At 68.0% G+C, this 19163-nt stretch carries 19 protein-coding genes; 9 read left to right on the top strand and 10 right to left on the bottom strand.

The window, feature by feature from the left end:
* Positions 1–21: 21 nt before the first annotated feature.
* Positions 22–588 (bottom strand): TetR/AcrR family transcriptional regulator, encoded by a 567-nt coding sequence (locus FB560_RS10570; RefSeq protein ID WP_141872321.1) that lies wholly within the window; start codon positions 586–588, stop codon positions 22–24.
* Between the two features lie 107 nt (positions 589–695).
* Here FB560_RS10570 and FB560_RS10565 point away from each other — a divergent pair, with 107 nt between their 5' ends.
* Positions 696–1616 carry a metallophosphoesterase gene (locus FB560_RS10565; RefSeq protein WP_141872320.1) on the top strand — a complete coding sequence of 307 codons (921 nt, stop codon included), beginning with the start codon at positions 696–698 and terminating at the stop codon, positions 1614–1616.
* Between the two features lie 88 nt (positions 1617–1704).
* Positions 1705–3165, top strand: coding sequence for an aspartate ammonia-lyase (locus FB560_RS10560; protein WP_141872319.1), 1461 nt, complete (start codon positions 1705–1707; stop codon positions 3163–3165).
* A 62-nt stretch (positions 3166–3227) separates the two neighbouring features.
* On the opposite strand, the gene FB560_RS10555 is transcribed toward FB560_RS10560, so the two are convergent.
* Entirely contained in the window at positions 3228–4097 is an 870-nt protein-coding gene (locus FB560_RS10555; protein ID WP_141872318.1) for a fumarylacetoacetate hydrolase family protein, read from the bottom strand.
* Between the two features lie 89 nt (positions 4098–4186).
* Between FB560_RS10555 and FB560_RS10550 the strand changes: the two genes are divergently transcribed.
* The 4 genes from FB560_RS10550 to FB560_RS10535 all read left to right on the top strand — a co-directional run bounded on the left by FB560_RS10550 (position 4187) and on the right by FB560_RS10535 (position 7578).
* Positions 4187–5479, top strand: a complete 1293-nt coding sequence (locus FB560_RS10550) for a PrsW family intramembrane metalloprotease (RefSeq protein ID WP_141872317.1) — start codon at positions 4187–4189, stop codon at positions 5477–5479.
* A gap of 37 nt (positions 5480–5516) precedes the next feature.
* The gene (locus FB560_RS10545; RefSeq protein ID WP_141872316.1) at positions 5517–6209 is read left to right on the top strand and encodes an alpha/beta hydrolase; all 693 of its coding nucleotides are present in this window, start codon (positions 5517–5519) and stop codon (positions 6207–6209) included.
* Between the two features lie 278 nt (positions 6210–6487).
* Positions 6488–6856 carry an FKBP-type peptidyl-prolyl cis-trans isomerase gene (locus FB560_RS10540; protein ID WP_141872315.1) on the top strand — a complete coding sequence of 123 codons (369 nt, stop codon included), beginning with the start codon at positions 6488–6490 and terminating at the stop codon, positions 6854–6856.
* Positions 6857–7023: 167 nt separating this feature from the next.
* On the top strand, positions 7024–7578 hold the full coding sequence (locus FB560_RS10535; RefSeq protein WP_141872314.1) for a YceI family protein: 555 nt from the start codon (positions 7024–7026) through the stop codon (positions 7576–7578).
* Positions 7579–7606: 28 nt separating this feature from the next.
* Here the strand turns inward: FB560_RS10535 and FB560_RS10530 are convergent, their stop codons facing one another.
* The gene (locus tag FB560_RS10530; protein WP_141872313.1) at positions 7607–8899 is read right to left on the bottom strand and encodes an MFS transporter; all 1293 of its coding nucleotides are present in this window, start codon (positions 8897–8899) and stop codon (positions 7607–7609) included.
* Between the two features lie 191 nt (positions 8900–9090).
* Between FB560_RS10530 and rpsO the strand changes: the two genes are divergently transcribed.
* From rpsO to FB560_RS10515, 3 genes are all read left to right on the top strand, one after another.
* Entirely contained in the window at positions 9091–9360 is a 270-nt protein-coding gene (rpsO, locus tag FB560_RS10525; protein ID WP_045280509.1) for a 30S ribosomal protein S15, read from the top strand.
* Positions 9361–9510: 150 nt separating this feature from the next.
* Positions 9511–10392, top strand: coding sequence for a hypothetical protein (locus tag FB560_RS10520; protein ID WP_141872312.1), 882 nt, complete (start codon positions 9511–9513; stop codon positions 10390–10392).
* Positions 10385–10744 carry a transcriptional regulator gene (locus tag FB560_RS10515; protein ID WP_141872311.1) on the top strand — a complete coding sequence of 120 codons (360 nt, stop codon included), beginning with the start codon at positions 10385–10387 and terminating at the stop codon, positions 10742–10744. Before FB560_RS10520 ends, FB560_RS10515 begins: the two co-directional genes overlap by 8 nt.
* Here the strand turns inward: FB560_RS10515 and FB560_RS10510 are convergent.
* The 7 genes from FB560_RS10510 to FB560_RS10480 all read right to left on the bottom strand — a co-directional run bounded on the left by FB560_RS10510 (position 10727) and on the right by FB560_RS10480 (position 19002).
* On the bottom strand, positions 10727–11959 hold the full coding sequence (locus FB560_RS10510; protein WP_141872310.1) for an MFS transporter: 1233 nt from the start codon (positions 11957–11959) through the stop codon (positions 10727–10729). The genes FB560_RS10515 and FB560_RS10510 overlap by 18 nt on opposite strands.
* Positions 11913–13124: an amidohydrolase family protein gene (locus tag FB560_RS10505; RefSeq protein WP_141872309.1), complete on the bottom strand. Its 1212-nt coding sequence runs from the start codon at positions 13122–13124 to the stop codon at positions 11913–11915. Before FB560_RS10505 ends, FB560_RS10510 begins: the two co-directional genes overlap by 47 nt.
* A complete protein-coding gene (locus FB560_RS20955; protein ID WP_141872308.1) occupies positions 13111–14142 on the bottom strand; it encodes an ABC transporter ATP-binding protein in 1032 nt (343 codons plus the stop codon). The genes FB560_RS10505 and FB560_RS20955 overlap by 14 nt, the downstream gene beginning before the upstream one ends.
* Positions 14139–15155, bottom strand: a complete 1017-nt coding sequence (locus tag FB560_RS20950) for an ABC transporter ATP-binding protein (protein ID WP_141872307.1) — start codon at positions 15153–15155, stop codon at positions 14139–14141. Before FB560_RS20950 ends, FB560_RS20955 begins: the two co-directional genes overlap by 4 nt.
* Entirely contained in the window at positions 15155–16156 is a 1002-nt protein-coding gene (locus tag FB560_RS10490; protein WP_141872306.1) for an ABC transporter permease, read from the bottom strand. Before FB560_RS10490 ends, FB560_RS20950 begins: the two co-directional genes overlap by 1 nt.
* 66 nt (positions 16157–16222) lie before the next feature.
* On the bottom strand, positions 16223–17944 hold the full coding sequence (locus FB560_RS10485; RefSeq protein WP_141872305.1) for an ABC transporter substrate-binding protein: 1722 nt from the start codon (positions 17942–17944) through the stop codon (positions 16223–16225).
* A 44-nt stretch (positions 17945–17988) separates the two neighbouring features.
* Entirely contained in the window at positions 17989–19002 is a 1014-nt protein-coding gene (locus FB560_RS10480) for an ABC transporter permease (protein WP_229673128.1), read from the bottom strand.
* Positions 19003–19163: the final 161 nt, after the last annotated feature.

Below are 19163 nucleotides of genomic sequence, written 5' to 3'. Positions count from 1 at the left end.
GCCCGGAGACCGAGCCGCGCGTCAGCGCAGCAGACCCGCGACCAGGGTATCGATGATCTCGTCGGTCGTGGTCTCGGGGTCGAGGGGCGTCGTGAGGCGGTCGAGCAGCACGCCGTCGATCGCGTAGTGGAAGAGCGCGATCTCCTGGCGGCCGCCGGGGAGCCCTGCTGCGGCGTTGAAAGCGACATCGCCCTCGAAGCCCGCCCGCTGCCAGGCGCCGAGGACCGCGGCGACCTCCGGGCGACGGCTGCTCTCCAGACGCAACTCGAAGAGTGCCAGGGTCACATCGCGCTCCTCGCTGAGGCGACGCACGATGTCGCGCAGGTAATCGGCGAAGAGGGCGAGTCCGGGTTCTGACGCGGCGCGGCGTGCGAGGTCCTCTTCAGAGGGCGCGAGGCGTTCGCCGATGCGCTCGACGAGCCCGGTGACCAGAGCCTCGCGACTGCGGAAGTAGTTCGAGGTGGTGCCGGTGGGTACGCCTGCCACCTCGTCCACGGCCCGGTGCGTGAGCCCGCGGGAGCCTTCTCGGGCGAGCACCGTGAGTCCGGCGTCCGCGATCAGCCGTCGTCTCGATTCATTCTTGGCCATGGTCCTCATGCTACGGGGAGTACGACAGCCGTCGTAGTCCGACGGTGAGCGGGACGCTCTCGGCCTCGTTCGGACACGCCGGGGGTGCTCCCGCCTAGGCTGGTGCCATGTCTGCGACCCTCGATGAGGAATACGTGTTCGGCCGGCACCAGCCCGCATCGCACGTGCTCATCCATGTCAGCGATCCGCATTTCCTCGCCGAAGGTGCGCGTCTCGGTGGCCGATACGACGTGGAGGAGAACTTCGCGCGCACGCTCGAGGCGATCCGAAGAGTGCATCCTCATCCCGCGGCGATCGTGATCACGGGAGACCTGGCCGACCTGGGGGAGCCCGACGCCTATCGACGCCTCCGCGCGGCTGTCGAGCCGGTGGCTGCCGACCTCGGCGCCGCCGTCGTGTGGGTCGCCGGCAACCACGACGAGCGCCCTGCCCTGCGCGCCGGGCTCCTCGACCTCGCGCCCACCGAGGACCCGGTGACCGGTGTCTGGGATCTGGACGGGCTGCGCCTGATCGCTCTCGACACCAGCGTCCCCGGGTGGCACCACGGCGATCTCGATCGGGCCCAGCTCGACTGGTTGGCAGCGATCCTCGCGGAACCGGCTCCGCACGGCACCCTCCTGGCGATGCACCATCCGCCGCTGCCGAGCCATCTCCCGCTGTTCGACATCCTCGAGCTGCGGCATCAGGACGAGCTGGCGGCGGTCATCCGCGACTCGGATGTGCGCGGCATCCTGGCCGGGCACCTCCACTACTCCGCTCACGGGACGTTCGCCGGCGTCCCCGTGAGCGTCTCGTCTGCGACCTGCTACACGATGAACGTCGCCCTTCCCGCTCCCGACGTGAACGGCATGGACGCGGCGCAGGCGTTCCAGCTGGTCCATGTGCACCCGGACACCATCACGCACACCGTCGTGCCCGTGACCGATGCACCGACCGGCGCGTACTTCTCCGCCGAATGGCTGCAACGGATGGCCCGGCTCACGCCGCAGGAGCGCCTCGACGCGTTCTCCCGCAAACCGGCGCGCTGACTCCGCTCCGAGGGGGGATACGGCCAGCGGGCGTAGACTGGACGCATCCCCCACCTCTCTCACCCGCCACGACCCACAAGGATGTGACATGGCTTCTGCCGCGCCTTCCCTTACCCGCACCGAGACCGATTCGCTCGGGAGCATGGAGATCCCCGCTGACGCGTACTGGGGAATCCACACCGCTCGAGCCGATGCGAACTTCCCGATCACGAAGCGTCCGATCTCGGTGTATCCGGATCTCGTCAGGGCACTTGCGATGGTCAAGCAGGCGAGCGCGCGGGCGAACCGTGCGATCGGTGTCCTCGACCCGGAGCGCGCCGACCTGATCGATCGAGCGGCCCAGCGCGTCATCGACGGCGAGTTCCACGATCAGTTCACGGTGGGCGTCATCCAGGGCGGCGCCGGCACGTCGACCAACATGAACGCGAACGAGGTCATCACCAATATCGCGCTCGAGATGGCCGGCCGGGAGAAGGGCGACTACGCCTTCCTGTCGCCGATCGACCACACCAACCGCAGCCAGTCGACGAATGACGTGTACCCGACCGCCGTGAAGATCGGCCTGTCGCTGACGCTGCGTTCGCTGCTCGACGAGCTCGACCTGCTGCGTCGGTCGTTCCTGGGCAAGGCCGGGGAGTTCCACGACATCCTCAAGGTCGGACGCACGCAGCTGCAGGACGCGGTGCCGATGACGCTCGGCCAGGAGTTCCACGGATTCGCGACCACGCTCGGCGAGGACCACAGCCGTCTGACCGAGAACGCGTCGCTGATGTTCGAGATCAACATGGGCGCGACCGCGATCGGCACCGGCATCACGACCCACGCCGACTACGCGCCGGCGGTGCTGCACCATCTGCGTGAGATCACGGGTCTGGATCTCTCGACCGCGACGGACCTCGTCGAGTCGACGAGTGACACGGGCTCGTTCATGTCGTTCTCCTCGACGCTCAAGCGCAACGCGATCAAGCTCTCCAAGATCTGCAACGACCTGCGTCTGCTCGCCTCCGGGCCTCAGGCCGGACTCGGCGAGATCAACCTCCCCGCCATGCAGGCCGGTTCCAGCATCATGCCGGGCAAGGTCAACCCCGTGATCCCCGAGGTCGTCAACCAGGTCGCGTTCGCCGTGGTCGGTGCCGATATGACCGTCACGATGGCGGTGGAGGGCGGGCAGCTGCAGCTCAACGCCTTCGAGCCGGTGATCGCGCACTCGATCTTCCAGTCCATCACCTGGATGCGCCAGGCCATGTGGACGCTGCGCGTCAACTGCATCGACGGCATCACCGCGAACCGCGACCGCCTGGGTGCGATGGTCGGTGCCTCGGTCGGCGTCATCACCGCTCTGACGCCGTTCATCGGCTACGCGGCGGCGGCGGCGCTGGCCAAGACGGCCCTGCTGACGAACCGCAACGTGGCCGACCTCGTCGTCGAGGCCGGGCTGATGTCGCGCGACGAGGTCATGAAGCAGCTGTCGCCCGCGCGGCTGTCTGGACTCGAGGCGGTCACCGCGGCGATCCCGATCATCGCTCCGGAGGATCTCATCGAGATCTGACCCACGCATGAGGAAGGCCCCGGCGAGATCTCGCCGGGGCCTTCCTCATGTCTACGCGCCGATCAGTCCAGGATGCGGCAGTGCGTGGTGAGCGCGCCGATGCCGTCGATGCCGACGGTGACCGTGGAGCGGTCCCGAAGGAAGATCTGCGGGTCGCGCGAGTAGCCGGCTCCACCGGGGCTGCCGGTGGAGATGAGCGTGCCGGGCAGCAGCGTCAACGACTGCGACAGGTGGGTGATGAGGGTGGCGACCGAGCGGACCATCTGATCCGTCGACGCATCCTGCACGGTGTTGCCGTCGACGACGGTCCAGATGTGCAGATCCTGCGGGTCGGCGATCTCGTCGGCCGTGACGACGAATGGGCCGGTGGGGGTGAAGCCGTCGAACGACTTGCAGCGCGACCACTGGGCCTCGGAGAACTGGACGTTGCGGGCCGTGATGTCGTTCACGACCGTGTAGCCCCAGACATGGGACAGGGCCTCGTCGTGCGTGACGTCCTTGGCGGGGGTGCCGATGAGCACTCCGAGCTCGGCTTCGTAGTCCACGGCCTCGCTGAGTGCGCGCGGCCAGGAGGTGGTGTGCTCGTGGCCGGTCAGCGAGTTCGGCCACAGCGTGAAGACGGTCGGAGCGGTGTCGGTCTTCAGGCCCAGCTCGCTGGAGTGCGCGGCGTAGTTGAGTCCGACGGCGAGCACCGCGGGAGGCGCGAGGACGGCGGAATCGAACGTCCACCCGTCCAGCGGATACCGCGGGGCGGACCCGTCCGCGAGTGCCGCACGGAGGGCGACGAGCATGTCGTCTCCTCCTTCGATGAGCTGCTGCAGGGTCGCAGGAGCGTCGGTCAGGAGGTCAGAGACGAGGATGGCGTCGGCGTCTTCCACCACGGCGAGAATCGCACGAGGGGAATCGGCACGGCGCAGATGAGCGAACCGCATGCCTCTACGCTACCGGGTGGGCGCCACGATCAGCCTGGAGGTGTCCGCCAGATCGCGGGGGGATCGCTTGTGGCCCATATGCTTTGGCTATGACTTTCGGAGGACCGCCTCAGCCTCAGCAGCCGTCGCCCTACACGCCGCCGCCCGCGGAACCGGCGCCGTACACTCCGCAGCAGTACTCCCAGTCGCCCTATACGCCGCCGCAGTTCGCTCAGCAGCCGACGTACGCGTCCGCGCTCGCCCAGCCCACGAGCTACTCGCCGCCCGCGCCGGTGGCACCGTCGCCGGCCGAGTCTCTCCCCGCGTTGCCCGTGCCGACGAAGAAGGGGCGCACCGTCTCGATCTGGCTCTTCGGCCTGCTCGGCTTCCTGCTGATCGCGCTGATCGGCTACTTCGCGTGGGCACTCGGCCCGATGGCCTCGGTGATCGGGCTGGTGCTCGCTCTCATCCCGCTCACCATCGTGTTCCTCGGTGTCCGCATGATCGACCGCTGGGAGCCGGAGCCGAAACGGCTGGTGTTCTTCGCCATCGCGTGGGGAGCGATCGCGGCTGTCGGGCTCACCCTGCTGGTCGACGTCGGCCTCACGATGCTGGTCGGTCCGCGTGACGAGGTGCTCTCCGCCGTGTTCCAGGCGCCGATCGTGGAGGAGTTCTGGAAGGGTCTCGGCGTCTTCCTCATCTTCCTGGTCGCACGCCGGGCGTTCGACGGGCCGGTGGACGGGGTCGTCTACGGCGCTCTTGTCGGGGCAGGCTTCGCGTTCACCGAGAACATCCAGTACTTCGCCATCAGCCTCATCGAAGGGGGAGGCGAGCAGCTGACCGTCACCTTCGTCATGCGGGCTCTGCTCTCGCCGTTCGCCCACGCGATGTTCACAGCGCTCACCGGTTTCGCGATCGGTCTCGCTGCTCGCCGCCACGCATCGGCGGGTGCGGCGTTCGGTGCCGGGCTGGTGGGACTTCTGGGCGCGATCCTCCTGCATGGACTGTGGAACGGATCTGCGACCTTCGCCGACTTCTTCGCGCTGTACTTCACCCTGCAGGTGCCGCTCTTCGTCGGATTCATCCTCGGCATCGTCGCGTTGCGTCGCGAGGAGGCGCGCCTGACGCGGGCGCGGCTCAGCGAGTACGCCGCAGCCGGCTGGTTCACGCCGGAGGAGGTCACGATGCTCGCGACGCCGGCCGGGCGCAAGGTCGGGCTGGCCTGGGCCGCGCAGCTGCGCGGAGATCGCCGTCCGCTCATGCGCGAGTTCATCAAGGACGCGACGGCGCTGGCATCGGTGCGTCAACGTGCGATCACGGGTCGCGACCCGCTGGCCGCCGAGGACGAGAGGGCCCTGCTGATCCGGACCCGTGCGACCAGGGCGGCGCTGCTCGCCTACTGACAGCTCCTCGGGGCCGGGGAGCGGAGAGGACATCGGCATGACGACGTTCGTCCTGATCCACGGCGGCGGGGACGTCGGCTGGTCCTGGCACCTCGTGCGCAAGGAGCTGGAATCGCGCGGGCACCGAGTGGTCGCCCCCGACCTTCCGGCCGACGACGATGCGCTGACGCTCGACGACTATGCCGCAGCGGTCGTGGACGCCGTCGAGGCGCGCGAGAACGTGGTCGTCGTCGGTCACTCGTTCGGCGGGTTCACGGCGCCGCTGGTGGCGGAGAGACTGTCGGCCGATGTCCTGGTCCTCTTGGCGGGGATGATCCCTGCGCCGGGGGAGTCGCCGGATCAGTGGTGGGCGAACACCGGGTTCGCGCGTGCGGTGCGCGCGCAGGCCGCTCTGGACGGCGGGCTCACGGGTAACGAGGATCCCCTCGTCGGCTTCTACCATGACGTGCCGCGCGGCCTCGCGGAAGACGCCGTGAGCAGAGAGCGCGCTCACCCCTCGTCCGCCGCGATGGCGGCCGTGTGGCCGGCGGCCTCCTGGCCCGCGGTCCTGACCCGCGTGCTGATCTGCACCGACGACAGATTCTTCCCCGCCGGCTTCATGAGACGTGTGTCCGAGGAGCGACTGGGGATCGTCCCGGACGAGATCGCCGGCAGCCACTGCGTGATGCTGAGTCGGCCGGTCGAGGTCGCCGAGCGCCTGATCGGATATGCGAGTGGGCCGAGAGCCTGACGCGCCGGGGTGCACGGTGCCGGATCAGGCGGCGGACGGCCCGCTCTGGACAAGACTCAGCGCCCGATGCTGCGGCGATGCCTGCATGTCTACCGGGCGCTGAGTTGATCTGTAAACAGGGTGCACCCGGTCATCGCGAGTGTCAAGAGTGTCTTGTCGATGGCCCGCTGAGGGGCACCTCCGCCGATCGTGATCGAGGCGCGCGGAGGTGCGGACTGTTCGCTGTGAGCAGGTGCGCGCGCGTTGACCGGTCGGCGAGGCTCGGGTTGGATGGAGTCATGACTGATCGCACAAAGCCTGAGTTCGACGCCCCCACCGGTCCCGCTCCCTCGGAGCTCGTGGTCCGCGACCTCATCGAAGGTGATGGCACCGAGGCCAAGCCCGGCGACACCGTCACCGTGCACTACGCCGGTGTCGAGTTCGATTCCGGCGAGGAGTTCGACTCCTCCTGGGGCCGCGGCGAGACCATCCAGTTCCCGCTGCGCGGCCTGATCCAGGGCTGGCAGGACGGCATCCCGGGCATGAAGGTCGGTGGCCGTCGCGAGCTCGTGATCCCGCCCCACCTGGCATACGGCCCCGCCGGCGGCGGACACTTCCTGTCCGGCAAGTCGCTGATCTTCATCATCGACCTGGTCGCTGTCGGCTGACCGGAACGATCTCCACGGAGCGCGCCTTTCCCTTTCGGGGAGGGCGCGCTCTGCGTCTCCCTGAGATCCATCTCCAGGAGATTCCTATTCGTGGGAATGTATTCTCCTGAATGCGAGTTGATTACTCGTATGCCGCAGCTGCGGCCCTTGTCCCGTAAGGAGATCCCATGACCACGATCGACGTCCCCGGCTACCGCCCCGGCACCTGGGTGCTCGACCCCTCGCACAGCGAGGTCACCTTCAGCGTCCGCCACATGATGATCTCCAAGGTGCGTGGCACCTTCGGCGTGAAGAGCGCGACCCTGATCGCCCCCGAGAACCCGCTCGAGGCCAAGGTCGAGGCGAGCGTCGACGTGACCTCGATCGACACCAAGGACGAAGGGCGCGACACGCACCTGCGCTCCGGCGACTTCTTCGACACCGAGAACTTCCCGACCATGGAGTTCGTCTCGACCGGCGCGCGCGTCGACGGCGGCGACCTGTTCGTCGACGGTGACCTCACGATCCGCGGCATCACCAAGCCGGTGAGCTTCGAGCTCGACTTCGGTGGCTTCGGCAGCGACCCCTGGGGCAACTACAAGGCCGGTGCGTCGGCGAAGACCGTCATCAACCGCGAGGACTTCGGCCTGACCTGGAACGCCGCGCTCGAGACCGGTGGCGTGCTCGTCGGCAAGGACGTCACGATCAGCCTCGACCTGCAGGGCGCGCTGCAGCAGGACTGACCACTGCGCTTCGAGAACCCCGGGCCCCTCAGGGCTCGGGGTTCTCTGCGTCGTAGCCGCGGAATCGGGGACTGCGGCGCGCGAGGATCGCAACGAGCGCGATCACCAGGAATCCGCCCAGCAGCGGGGGGAACCACAGCGCGGTGAACGTCGCGAGAGTACCGGCGTAGAGCGCTCCGACGCGGGGGCCGCCGGCGACCACGACGATGAACACGCCTTGCAGTCGACCGCGCATGGCGTCTGGAACGGCGGCCTGCATCATCGTGTTGCGATAGATCGAGCTGACGTTGTCGGCGGCGCCGGAGAACGCGAGGGCGATGCAGGCAAGGACGATCAGGGCGATATGGGGAGCGGTCTCGGTCGCGGGGCTCGCCCCGGCGCTGACCAGCAGCACGAGCCCGAAGAGCAGGATGGCCGCGCCATAGGCCTCCACCGCGCGCTCGATTCCCCGTCCATGCCAGCGGTACTGCACCACGCGACCCGAGAACAGGCTCGAGGCGAAGGTGCCGACGGCGACAGCGGCTGTCAGCAGCCCCGTCGTGAGTGCCCCGCCGCCGAGCAGGACGGTGCCGAGCGCGGGGAAGAGCACCAGCGGCTGTCCGAACGTCATCGCGATGATGTCGACGATGTACTGCATGCGGATGTTGCCGGCCCGACGCAGGAACCGCCAGCCGTCGACGAGCGACGCCAGGCCGGGGCGGACCACCTCGCCTTCGGGGCGCAGCGACGGCAGCGTCCACAGCCCGAGGAACATCGAGAGCATGAGCACGACATCGATCGTGTAGGTCCAGCCGTAGCCGGTCAGGGCGACCAGCAGTCCGGCCAGCGCTGGTCCTGCCATCACGGTGAGCCCGAAGGCGACGCCGTTGAGGGCGGATGCCGCGGCGAGCTTGTCGCGGGGGATGAGGCGGGGGACGATCGCGGTGCGCGTCGCCATGCCGACCGAGTTGGCCGCTGAGTTGATCATGCTGAGGACGTAGAGCCACCAGATCGTCTCGCCGCCCGACCAGGTGAGGGCTGCCAGGAGCGCGGTCGACACGAAGGTCACGGTGGCGGCGATGAGAGCGACCAGCCGGCGGTCGAAGGCGTCGGCGAGCATGCCGCCGTAAAGGCCGGCGAGGACCATCGGGACGAGCCCGGCCACGGCGATCATCGACACCGCGAAGGTGCTGCCGGTGAGCGCGAACACGTGCAGCATGACCGTGACGAGCGTGAGCTGTCCGCCGATGCCCGAGAGGGTGGAGCCGATCCACATGCGCGCGAACGCCGGATTCTCGGTGAGGGGGCTCAGATCGATGAGAACTCCGGGTCGCCCGCTCATCCTCTGATCTCGCCGTGTCGCACCTCTCGAGCGTATCGGAGGAGCGGGTGGTCGGTCCGCGGGGGCGCGGTCGTCGGAGAGTGTCCTGGGCTGGTAGACTCTTCAGGTTGCCGTTTGATCGGCCGCGGATAAAGAGAGCCCACGTATCAGGCGTCGGGCGCCGCGCAACGAACTGAAAGGGGATCCCATCTATGCCACTCGAGTCTGACGCCAAGAAGGCGATCATGGAAGAGTACGCGACGCACCCCGGTGACACCGGATCCCCCGAGGTGCAGGTCGCAATGCTGACGCAGCGCATCAAGGACCTCACCGAACACCTCAAGGAGCACAAGCACGACCACCACTCGCGTCGTGGTCTGTTCCTCATGGTGGGTCAGCGCCGTCGTCTGCTCGGCTACCTCCAGGACATCGACATCGCGCGCTACCGCTCGCTGATCGAACGTCTCGGGCTTCGCCGATAACGCGACCCTGCGTACAATCGCGCAGAACATTCTTGAGAAGGCCGTCCCAGGTGTGGGGCGGCCTTCGTCGTTGTCCGGGGTTGATTCCTGTGTGAGTTTCCGTTAGGAAAGTAGTGAGCTTTCCACTCGGAAACAGAATGCGGGGTCGTCATGGAGCAGAAACCGATGCGAGGTGCCGCGCCGCTGGATCCGCCATCGCCGGAGATCGCACGGCTGTACCTCGATGAGGTCGATCGCGTGATCGAGCGCCGCGATGACCGGGTGAACCTGCGGGCTCAGGGCTGGGTCACGATCGCTCAGGGAGTCCTGTTGGCGGGGTTCGTGGGCTGCACGACCGTCGCCTCCCGTGGCGCGGAGACCACGGCCTCGATGTTGCTTCTCCTGGGCTTCGTGATGGCGATCCAAGTGCTGTCCGGGCTGACAGAGCGGTTCGGGGGTCAGCGGCGATTCACGCGCTGGCGCGGGCTGTACTACACCGCGGTCGTGATCGCCTGCGTGGCGATCGTCGCGACATTCGGAATGAGTCTGGTCACCGAGAACGCGCTCCCGCTCGGCGTGGTCCTCGCCCCTGCCGCCCTCGGAGTTCTCGTGCTCGTCGGCATCGGTGCGTGTCAGCTGTGGCTGGCGCGTGGCGCCCCTCGAGGAACCCGCCGTGAGCGCCCGCCCTTCGTGTGGCCCGCGCGGGGGACGACCTTGGCCTTCGGTGTCCTGCTCGGGATCATGATCGTCACCGCCGCGTACGGAGACGCCCTGCTCACGTCGCTGGTCACCGTGCTGGCCGCCATCTCCCTCGTCGTGGCCAGCATCGGCAGCGGAACAGACTGGGGCCTGGCGTACCTGGGTGAGGTCTGGCGGTGGCCGCAGTTCCTGATGCTCGCCGTGGGTCTGGTCGCCCTGGCGGTCAGCGTGGTGCTCTCATCGACCGCTCACGCGGACCCGCTCGTCTTCGTGCTGGTCGCTGCGGCCCTCGTCCTCCTGGCCGTGCTCGTCGCGCTCGTGCCGTCGTCGCCGAAGGCGGACAGACATGCCTGACATCGCCTCCGGGGCGGACGGCAGGCACCCGCGCACGCGCCTCGATGACAACTTCTCCACGCCGATCCGCTTCTCGATCCTCGCGTCGTTGGGGGACGGGGTCGAGCTCGACTTCGCGACCCTCGCCGGAGTCCTCCAGGCGAACGATTCCGTGCTCAGCAAGGCGATCGCGCACCTGCAGGACGCCGGGTACGTGTCGACCAGGAAGGGATACGTGGGCAGCAGACCGCGCACCTGGATCCGCTCGACGGATGCCGGCCAGCGTGCCTTCACCGGCCATCTCGGCGCACTGCGGGAGATCGTCGAGCTCGGTGGAGGACAGTTGCGCTGGGCGTCAGACGCGCACGCGTGAGCCGGCGCGCAGATCGACGGGCGGTCGCCGGATCACGAGAGCGACGACGACGCTCAGCACCGCCGCTGAGACGATCATGAACAGCAGCCCCGCGGTCCAATCGCCAGTGGCGTCGTGCAGGACGCCGACCAGGAGGCTCCCCGCGCCCGCGAACGCGTAGCCGACGCCCTGGGACACGGCGGAGAGCATCCCCGCAGAGGCCTCGTCGGCGGACTGGCTGACGATCAGGCTGAGCGACAGTCCGAAGGTCGCTCCCTGCACAGCGCCGAGCACGAGTGTGATCGCGACATACGAGGTGTCGCCGGAGGCCAGCCAGACGAAGGCGATCAGCATGACGACACCCAGCCCCGGCCCGAACCACAGCAGCGCCCGGCGGCGCCGCGCGAGCATCGGTGCGAGCAGCGTCGGGATGAGTCCCGCGATGCTCGCGAGCGCGAGGAGCCAGCCGGCCGTCGCGGCATCGACGCCGCGGTCGCCGAGCAGTCGGGGCAGCCAGGCGGCGACGGCGAAGAACAGCATGGCCTGGAGTCCGAACATGACGGTGATCAGTGCGACGGTGGGCAGGGTCGCACGGGTGAGCTGCATCCGCTCTCCGGAGTGCACGGGGGCTCGCGACCGCAGCGCGACTCTGAGCATCGCCGCCAGAGCCAGCAGCGCAGGCAGGGCCCACAGGGCGAGGGCGATCGGCGGTCCGCCCGCGGTGTGGCTGAGAGGAACCGTGAACCCGGCGCCGAGGGCGGCTCCCGCGCTGAAGGACATGCTGCTCAGACCGATCCACAGTCCTCCCGCGCCCAGTGATTTGAGATAGGGCGGCAGGAGTGTGCCGGCGGCCATGATCGCCGCGCCCTCCAGGAACGTGCCGACGAGCAGTCCACCGGGGACCATGGCGCGCAGCACCAGCGCGGCCGCGAGCGCCCCCATCGCCCAGGCCAGGGTGCGCACGACCCCGAGTCTGCGCGCGAGCAGCGGGCCGAGCGGCGCGGTGACACCGAACGCGATCACGGGCAGCGTGGCGAGCATGCTGAGCTGCACCGGGTTCAGGGCGAACCAGGCGCCCGTCGGCTCGAGCAGTGACGCGACCGAGGTGATCGCCGGTCGCAGATTGAGCCCGACCAGCAGTGCCGCCCCGAGCCCGATCGCCCGCTCCTGGACCTTCGCGCTGCTCGGTTCAGAGCGCGAGGACACGAAGGCCATCGGCAACCACACGACCGTCATGGAGCACCGTGCGGTCGGTCCCACGGTCCATGACGGCGCTGGTCGGCGTTTCTCCGTTTACGAGCACGAGGTCGGCGCGGTCGCCCGGCGCGAGCCCGGGACGGTCGCCGATGCCACGCGGACGCGGAGTCGCATGCGACATGATGCTCGCCCCTCCCATGGTGGCGACGGCGAGGGCGAGCTCGACGTGATCATCACGGCGGAAGCCGTTCGTGAACGCGAGCTGCCAGGTGCGGTCGAGCATGTCCGCGTTCCCGTACGGGCTCCAGTAGTCGCGCTGTCCGTCCTCACCGAGTCCGATGCGCACGCCCGCCTCGACGAGCTGCACCAGGGAGAGCTGGTTGCTGGTGGACGGAGCGACCGTCGCCATCGCGATGTCGAGTTCGGCGAAGGTCTCGATCAGCCGACGGCTGGTGGCCTCGTTCACGGAGCCGAGGTCGTACGCGTGCGACATCGTCACCTTGCCCTGCATCCCCAGCGCGCGCGTCCGCTCGATCACGAGGTCGGTGCTGAACACCCCCAGCTCGCCGGGCTCATGCAGGTGGATGTCGATCTCGACCTGATACTTCTCCGCCAGCCCGAACACGATGTCCAGGTGTCGCGCGGGGTCGCGGTCGAGCTGCGACGGGTCGATGCCGCCCATCACATCGGCGCCCTGCTTGAGCGACTCCTCGAGATACTCGACGGTGCCCTCCTCACGCAGGATGCCCGCCTGCGGGAAAGTCATGATCTGCACGTCGGCGTGGCCGGCGAACTTCTCCTTGGCGGCGACGACGGCGTCGAACTTCTCCAGCTTGCAGTCCACGTCGACCTGGGCGTAGGAGCGCACACGCGTCGTACCGCGGGCGATCATCTGCTCGAGAGTGCCGGCGACCCGGGTGGGCAGGTCGATCTCGGCATCGCGCCAGTTGCGGCGATCGTTCATCATCATGCCCCAGACGCCGGGAGCGCCGGTGTGCTCGCGGAACGGGAGACCGATCCGGGTGGAGTCGAGATGCACGTGCACATCGCTGAAGGACGGCAGCAGCAGTCGTCCACGACCGTCGACATCGCCGGGCGACGGCGCACTGTTCGGGACATGCGGGCGCACCTCGGCGATCTTCCCGTCGGCGATCAGGACATCGGAGGCGGCGGTGCCCCAGGGACGGACGTCAGAGAGCAGCATGGACTTTCCTTTCGTGGAGCGAGTCGAGTCGCGTGGCGAGATCGCCGGCCTCGGTGTGGTGATGGCATGCCGCAGCTCCCGTGGGGATCCGCTCGGCGCACTGCTGTTGCTGATCGTCTGTCAGCAGAGGCAGCAGCGGGCAGCGGGTGCGGAACACGCACCCCGTCGGCGGATTCGACGGGTGGGGGAGGTCGCCGGTCAGACGGATGCGGTGGCTGCGGTCGGCCGTGGGATCCGGTGACGGCACGGAGGACAGCAAGGACTGGGTGTACGGGTGCACGGGAGCTCCGAACACCTGATCACGCGTGCCGTGCTCCATGATCCGGCCGAGGTACATCACCGCGACCTCGTCGGCGAAATGCTTCACGACCGACAGGTCGTGCGCGATGAAGACGTAGGAGATGCCGGTGTCGGCCTGGATGTCCTGCAGCAGGTTGATGACCTGCGCCTGCACCGAGACGTCGAGCGCCGACACGGGCTCGTCGCAGATGACGATGTCGGGCTCCAATGCCAGCGCACGGGCGATCCCCACACGCTGCTTCTGCCCGCCGGAGAACTCATGGGGGAAGCGGTTGTAGTGCTCGGGGCGGAGACCGACCCTGTCCATGAGCCCGGCCACGCGCGTGCGCATCCCCTCCCGGGGGCGGATGCCCTGCGCCTGCAACGGTGCAGCGATCGCGGCACCCACGCTCTGGCGGGGGTTGAGCGAGGAGGCCGGATTCTGGAACACCATCTGCACTCGGCGCCGGAAGTCCTGCAGATCGGCACCGCGGAGGCCCGCGACATCGGTGCCGTCCAGCAGGATGCGACCCGATGTGGGGGCGAGCAGGCGCATCAGCAGTCGCCCGGTCGTCGACTTGCCGCATCCGGACTCGCCGACGAGGCCCAGAGTGGATCCGCGTCGCAGATCGAAGGAGACGCCGTCGACCGCCTTGACGTGCGAGGTCCCCCGCAGGAAGCCCTTGCTGACGGCGAAGTGCTTGCTCAGGTTCTCGACGCTGAGGAGCGGGGTTGTCATCGGACGACCTCCTGCAGTGCGGCGGCGTGGGGGATCCCGCCTTCGGACAGATGGCACCGGGCGCGGTGCGACCCGCTGCCGCTCAGCGCAGGGCGCTCCGTGCGGCACCGGTCATCCGAGACGAGATGCGACACGGGGCAGCGATCGGCGAACAGACACCCGCCCGGCAGGTTGAGCAGCGACGGAGGGAACCCGGGAATCGGGATCAGGCGCCCCGTCTCGTCGGCCATCGACGGCATCGAGGCGAGGAGCCCCTTGGTGTAGGGGTGCGCGGTCTGGAAGAACGCCTCGCGCACGTCGGCCTCCTCCACGCACTGACCTCCGTACATCACGACCACGCGCTGGCACACCTCGGCCACGACGCCGAGGTCGTGCGTGACGAAGATGACGGCAGAGCCCGTCTCCGCCTGCAGTGAGGAGATCAGGTCGAGGATCTGCGCTTGCACGGTGACGTCGAGGGCAGTGGTGGGTTCGTCGGCGATCAGCAGTTCGGGTTCGCAGATCAGCGCCATCGCGATCATGGCCCGCTGCCGCATGCCGCCGGAGAACTCGTGCGGGTAGGCGTCGTACCGCGAGACCGGATCGGGGATGCCGACGCGGTTGAGCATCTCGATCGCCTGCGCCTTCGCGGCTTTCGCGCTCACCCTGTTGTGCACGCGGTAGGCCTCGGCGATCTGCCGGCCGACGGTGTAGAACGGATGCATCGCCGAGAGCGGGTCCTGGAAGATCATGCCGACCTTGCGGCCGCGGTAGGGGCGCATCTCGTGCTCGCTGAGGGGCACGAGGTCCGTCCCCTCGAACAGGATCTGACCGGACACCCTGGCGCTGGTGCCCTTCATCAGACCCATGAGCGTCTGACTGGTCACGGTCTTGCCGGAGCCGGACTCGCCGACGATGCCCACGGTCTCGCCGCGCTGCACGATCAGGTCCATGCCGTTCACCGCCTGCACCAGGCCGTCGTCGGTGGGGAAGGTCACCCGCAGATCGCGGATGTCGAGAATCGGGGTGCTCATCAGTTGACTCTCACTCTCGGGTCGACGCTCGCGTAGACGAGGTCGACGATGACATTCGCCGTGATGATGAAGAAGGCGGCGAGCATGGTGATCGACATGGTCACCGGGAGGTCTCCGGAGGTGGCGGCGCGCACCGCCGTGAATCCGAGTCCCGGGACCGAGAAGATCTGCTCGGTGAGGACAGCGCCGCCCAGGAGAGCCCCGATGTCGAGACCCAGCATGGTGATGATCGGCGTGATCCCGGCGCGCACGCCGTGCGTGAAGGTGATCTCTCGGCGGCCGAGGCCCTTCGCTCTGGCGGTGCGCATGAAGTCCTCGCCGAAGGTCTCGATCATGTTGTTGCGGGTGATGCGGATGTACTGGGCGCTGAACAGGATGGCCAGCGCCACCCAGGGGAGGAGATAGTTGGCGATCCAGGCGCCCGGTCCCGCAGGGCCGAACGGCGACGAGATCTGATTGCTCGTGAACGGCAGCCAGTGCAGGGTGCTCACGAAGATCAGCAGCAGGAGGAGCCCGGTGACGGGGACGGGCAGGGAGACGCCGACGGAGGCGGCGCCGACGATCAGCTTGTCGGTGGCACGGCCTTTGCGCAGAGCGGCCAGGAGCCCGAGCCCGACGCCGGCGACGGTCCACAGCACGACGGCGCCGATCGCGATCGAGATCGTGTAGGGGAGGGCGCGGGCGATCACGTCGGTGACGTTCTCGTTGGTCTGGAACGATTTGCCCAGGCACGGCCAGGCGCACACCTGCTCGGCACCGGGTGCGCCGATCAGGCGGTCCCCGAAGAAGCCGCTCAGGTACGCGAAGTACTGCACGAGGAACGGCTGGTCCATGCCGAGTGCGACGCGGGCCTGCTCGATGCGCTCGGGGGTGCACTCCTGCCCGCAGGCGGCGGCGGCGGGGTCGGCGGGGCCGATCTGGAACAGGGCGAAGGTGACGAAGCTGACGACGAGCAGGAGGATGACCACGGCGGTCACTCGGCGGACGATGAATCCGAACATTGCTGTCCCGTACGGGGCCGACCTGCGAGGGTCGGCCCCGTCCTTTCGGAGGTGTCGTTCGGGTCGTTACTGCTCGACGCCGATGGCGGACAGATCGATGCTCCCGAAGAAGTACCCCACCTGCGCGTTGTGGATCTTGGATCCCACCACGCTGTTGGTGAACGTGCGGATCAGCGGCACGATCGGGTACGACTCCATGGCCTCGTTGTACAGCTCGGCCCACTGCGTGTTGAGCTCTTCCGAGGTGCCGTTCGTGTTGCGCAGCTCGTACATCTCGGCCGAGAGCTCGTCGTCGTAGAAGCGCGAGATGTTGCTGAAGCCGAACGTCGTGCCGTCCAGGCTCGGGCCGATGTTGGGGTCCACCGTGGTGCGGGTGGAGCCGGATGCCGCTCCGCCGCACCATCCGGCGCGGGCGATGTCGGGCATCTCGTCGCTGGCGAGCACGGTGTAGTAGTTCGCGGCAGGGATCGGGACCAGCTGCAGGTCGATGCCGAGGTCCTTGAGGTTCTGCTGGAGCACGGTGCCGAGGTTCTTGTACCTGTCGATCGCGTTCGAGTAGCCGTAGGTCAGCGTGGCCGGTACGTCCTTGCCCTCCAGGAGCTTCTTGGCCGCGTCGAGCTGAGGGGCACCGTCGATGTCGAGATCGGTCGTCTCCTCGACGTAGCCGACCTGTGCATCGTTCAGGTAGGAGTTGGTGAGCTTGCCGAAGCGCGCTCCGCCGTACTGCACCTGGATCGCCGCGCGGTCCATCGCGAGGGCGAGTGCGTGCCGGATCTCCGGGTCGGTGATCGTCTCGGTGTTGAAGTTCAGCACGTCCGTGCAGCCGAGGAGACCGGAGGCGGTCCGGTCCGCGATCGCCGTGTCGGTCAGGCGAGCCGTGTCGGAAGCCTGCAGCGCGCCGTTGGAGTCGAGCGTGATCGCGGTCGGATCGGCGTCGGAGATCAGCTGCTGGCTGATCGTGGCCTGCGCGGTGGAGAGGGAGAAGGTGAAGGTGTCCGGCAGCGCGGTGCGGTTCTCATCGGTCGCCGCATCCCAGTGCGGGTTGCGCACGAGCTTCAGCTCGCGTCCGCGGTCGTAGCTGTCGATCATGTAGGGACCGGACGACATCGGGTGGCTCGTGTAGTCGAGCTTGGTGTCCTTCGCCTCGGGCACAGGGGCCGTGTTCGAACGGGAGACCAGCGACGCGAAGTCCGGATTCGGCTGCTTCAGGTGGAACACGATGGTCTTGTCGTCCGGAGTCTCGACGGCGGTGAGCTCTCCGTCGGAGTAGGGGCCCTTGTAGGTGTCCGCGTCGAGAGCGGAGTTGAGCTCCTGAGGAGCCTGCGTGTAGACGTCTCGTGCGAACGTGCGGGCCACGCCGTACTTGATGTCGGCCGAGGTGATCGGGGTGCCGTCCTCGTACGTGAGCCCGTCCTTGAGCGTGTAGGTCCAGGTCAACCCGTCCTCTGACGCGGTGCCGGTGTCGGTCGCGAGATCGGCGACGATCGTCGGCGGCTGTCCTGCCGTCTCCTTCGCCATCGTGAGCGTGCGGTAGTAGAGCTGCCCGACGTTCGCGGTCTGGACGTAGTTGCTGTTGCCGGGGTCGAGCGTCATGAAGTCGCTGGACATCAGGACGTTGACGTTGCCGCCCGGCTCCTCGAACCCCGGCTGCACGATATGCGCCGCATAAGGGTCGTTCGACGAGGAGGGCGGGTTCTGTCCGTTCGGAGCGGTGGTGCTGGTGCAGCCGGTCACGACCAGGGCCAAGGCCACGGTCGCGGCGGCGAGCAGGGGACTGCGGTGTCGCATGACTCGTTCTCTTTCGGTGGGGGTGGGTGTTCGGGGCGGGAGGTTCAACTGCGCGACGCTTTCGGGTCGAGCGCATCGCGCACGGCGTCGCCGAGGAGGTTGAACGCGAGCACGGTGATGATGAGGGCGACGCCGGGGACGATCAGGAACCACGGGTCGCTGAGGTACCAGTTGCCCGCCTGTGCGGCGTTCAGCATCTGGCCCCAGGACGGGGTGGGGTCCTTGACCCCGACGCCGAGGAAGGAGAGCGCGGCTTCGGCGGAGATGTTCGCCGGGATCATCATCGTTCCGTAGACGAGGACGACGCCGAGCACGTTCGGGATCACCTGTCGGAAGATGATCGTGCGGTGCGAGGCGCCGTACGACTTCGCCGCCTCGATGTACTCCTGCTCGCGGATGCTGAGCACCTGCCCGCGGACGACGCGTGCGAGATAGGCCCAGCCGAAGAAGCCGAGGATCAGCACGAGCGAGGCGATCGGCACGAAGCTCCCTTGACCGAGCGCGGTGTCGCGCAGCCGTGACTGGAGGATCGGGGTGAGGGAGAGCACCAGCAGCAGGTGCGGGAACGCCAGGAACAGGTCGATGATGCGGCTGATCACCATGTCGACCTTGCCGCCGAAGTAGCCGGCGGCCGCGCCCAGCACGGTGCCGAGGACGACGGAGACGACGGTCGAGAGCAGCGCGATCAGCAGCGACACCTGGGCGCCGTAGGCGATGCGGGCGAAGATGTCGCGACCGAGACCGGGCTCGACGCCCAACCAGTGCTCCACCGAGGGATACATGTAGGCGGGGAGAGGCAGGCCCGGCGTCATGAAGTTGTCGAGGACATCGGGTCCGGTGTGCGTCGTGTAGGGGTCCTGCCCCTCGATCGCGACGAGTACCGGCGCCAGCAGCGCGAACAGCACGATCGCGACCACGACTCCGAACGAGACGAGGGCCACGGGGCTCCGCTTGATGCGCAGCCACGCCGTCCCCAGCAGTGATCGACCGGTCGCGAGCGCGGGCGGGGCAGTGACCAGGACTTCGGTCTTCGGGGGGAGCGTCGGAGTGTCCGTCACGATCTTCCTTGATGGTCGGGGCAGCGGGTGCTCAGAATTGTATACCAGCGAATCGCTTTTGGAATACCAAATAGGTAATCGGAGTACCAATGTTCGCGGCCAATCCTGATTTTCCGTCTCGCAGGTTGTTCGGAATCGATCAGCCGGATAGATTTTTGGAT

The organism is Microbacterium saperdae (genome assembly GCF_006716345.1).
GTDB lineage: Bacteria > Actinomycetota > Actinomycetes > Actinomycetales > Microbacteriaceae > Microbacterium > Microbacterium saperdae.
This window is presented reverse-complemented; position numbering and strand designations above follow the sequence as displayed.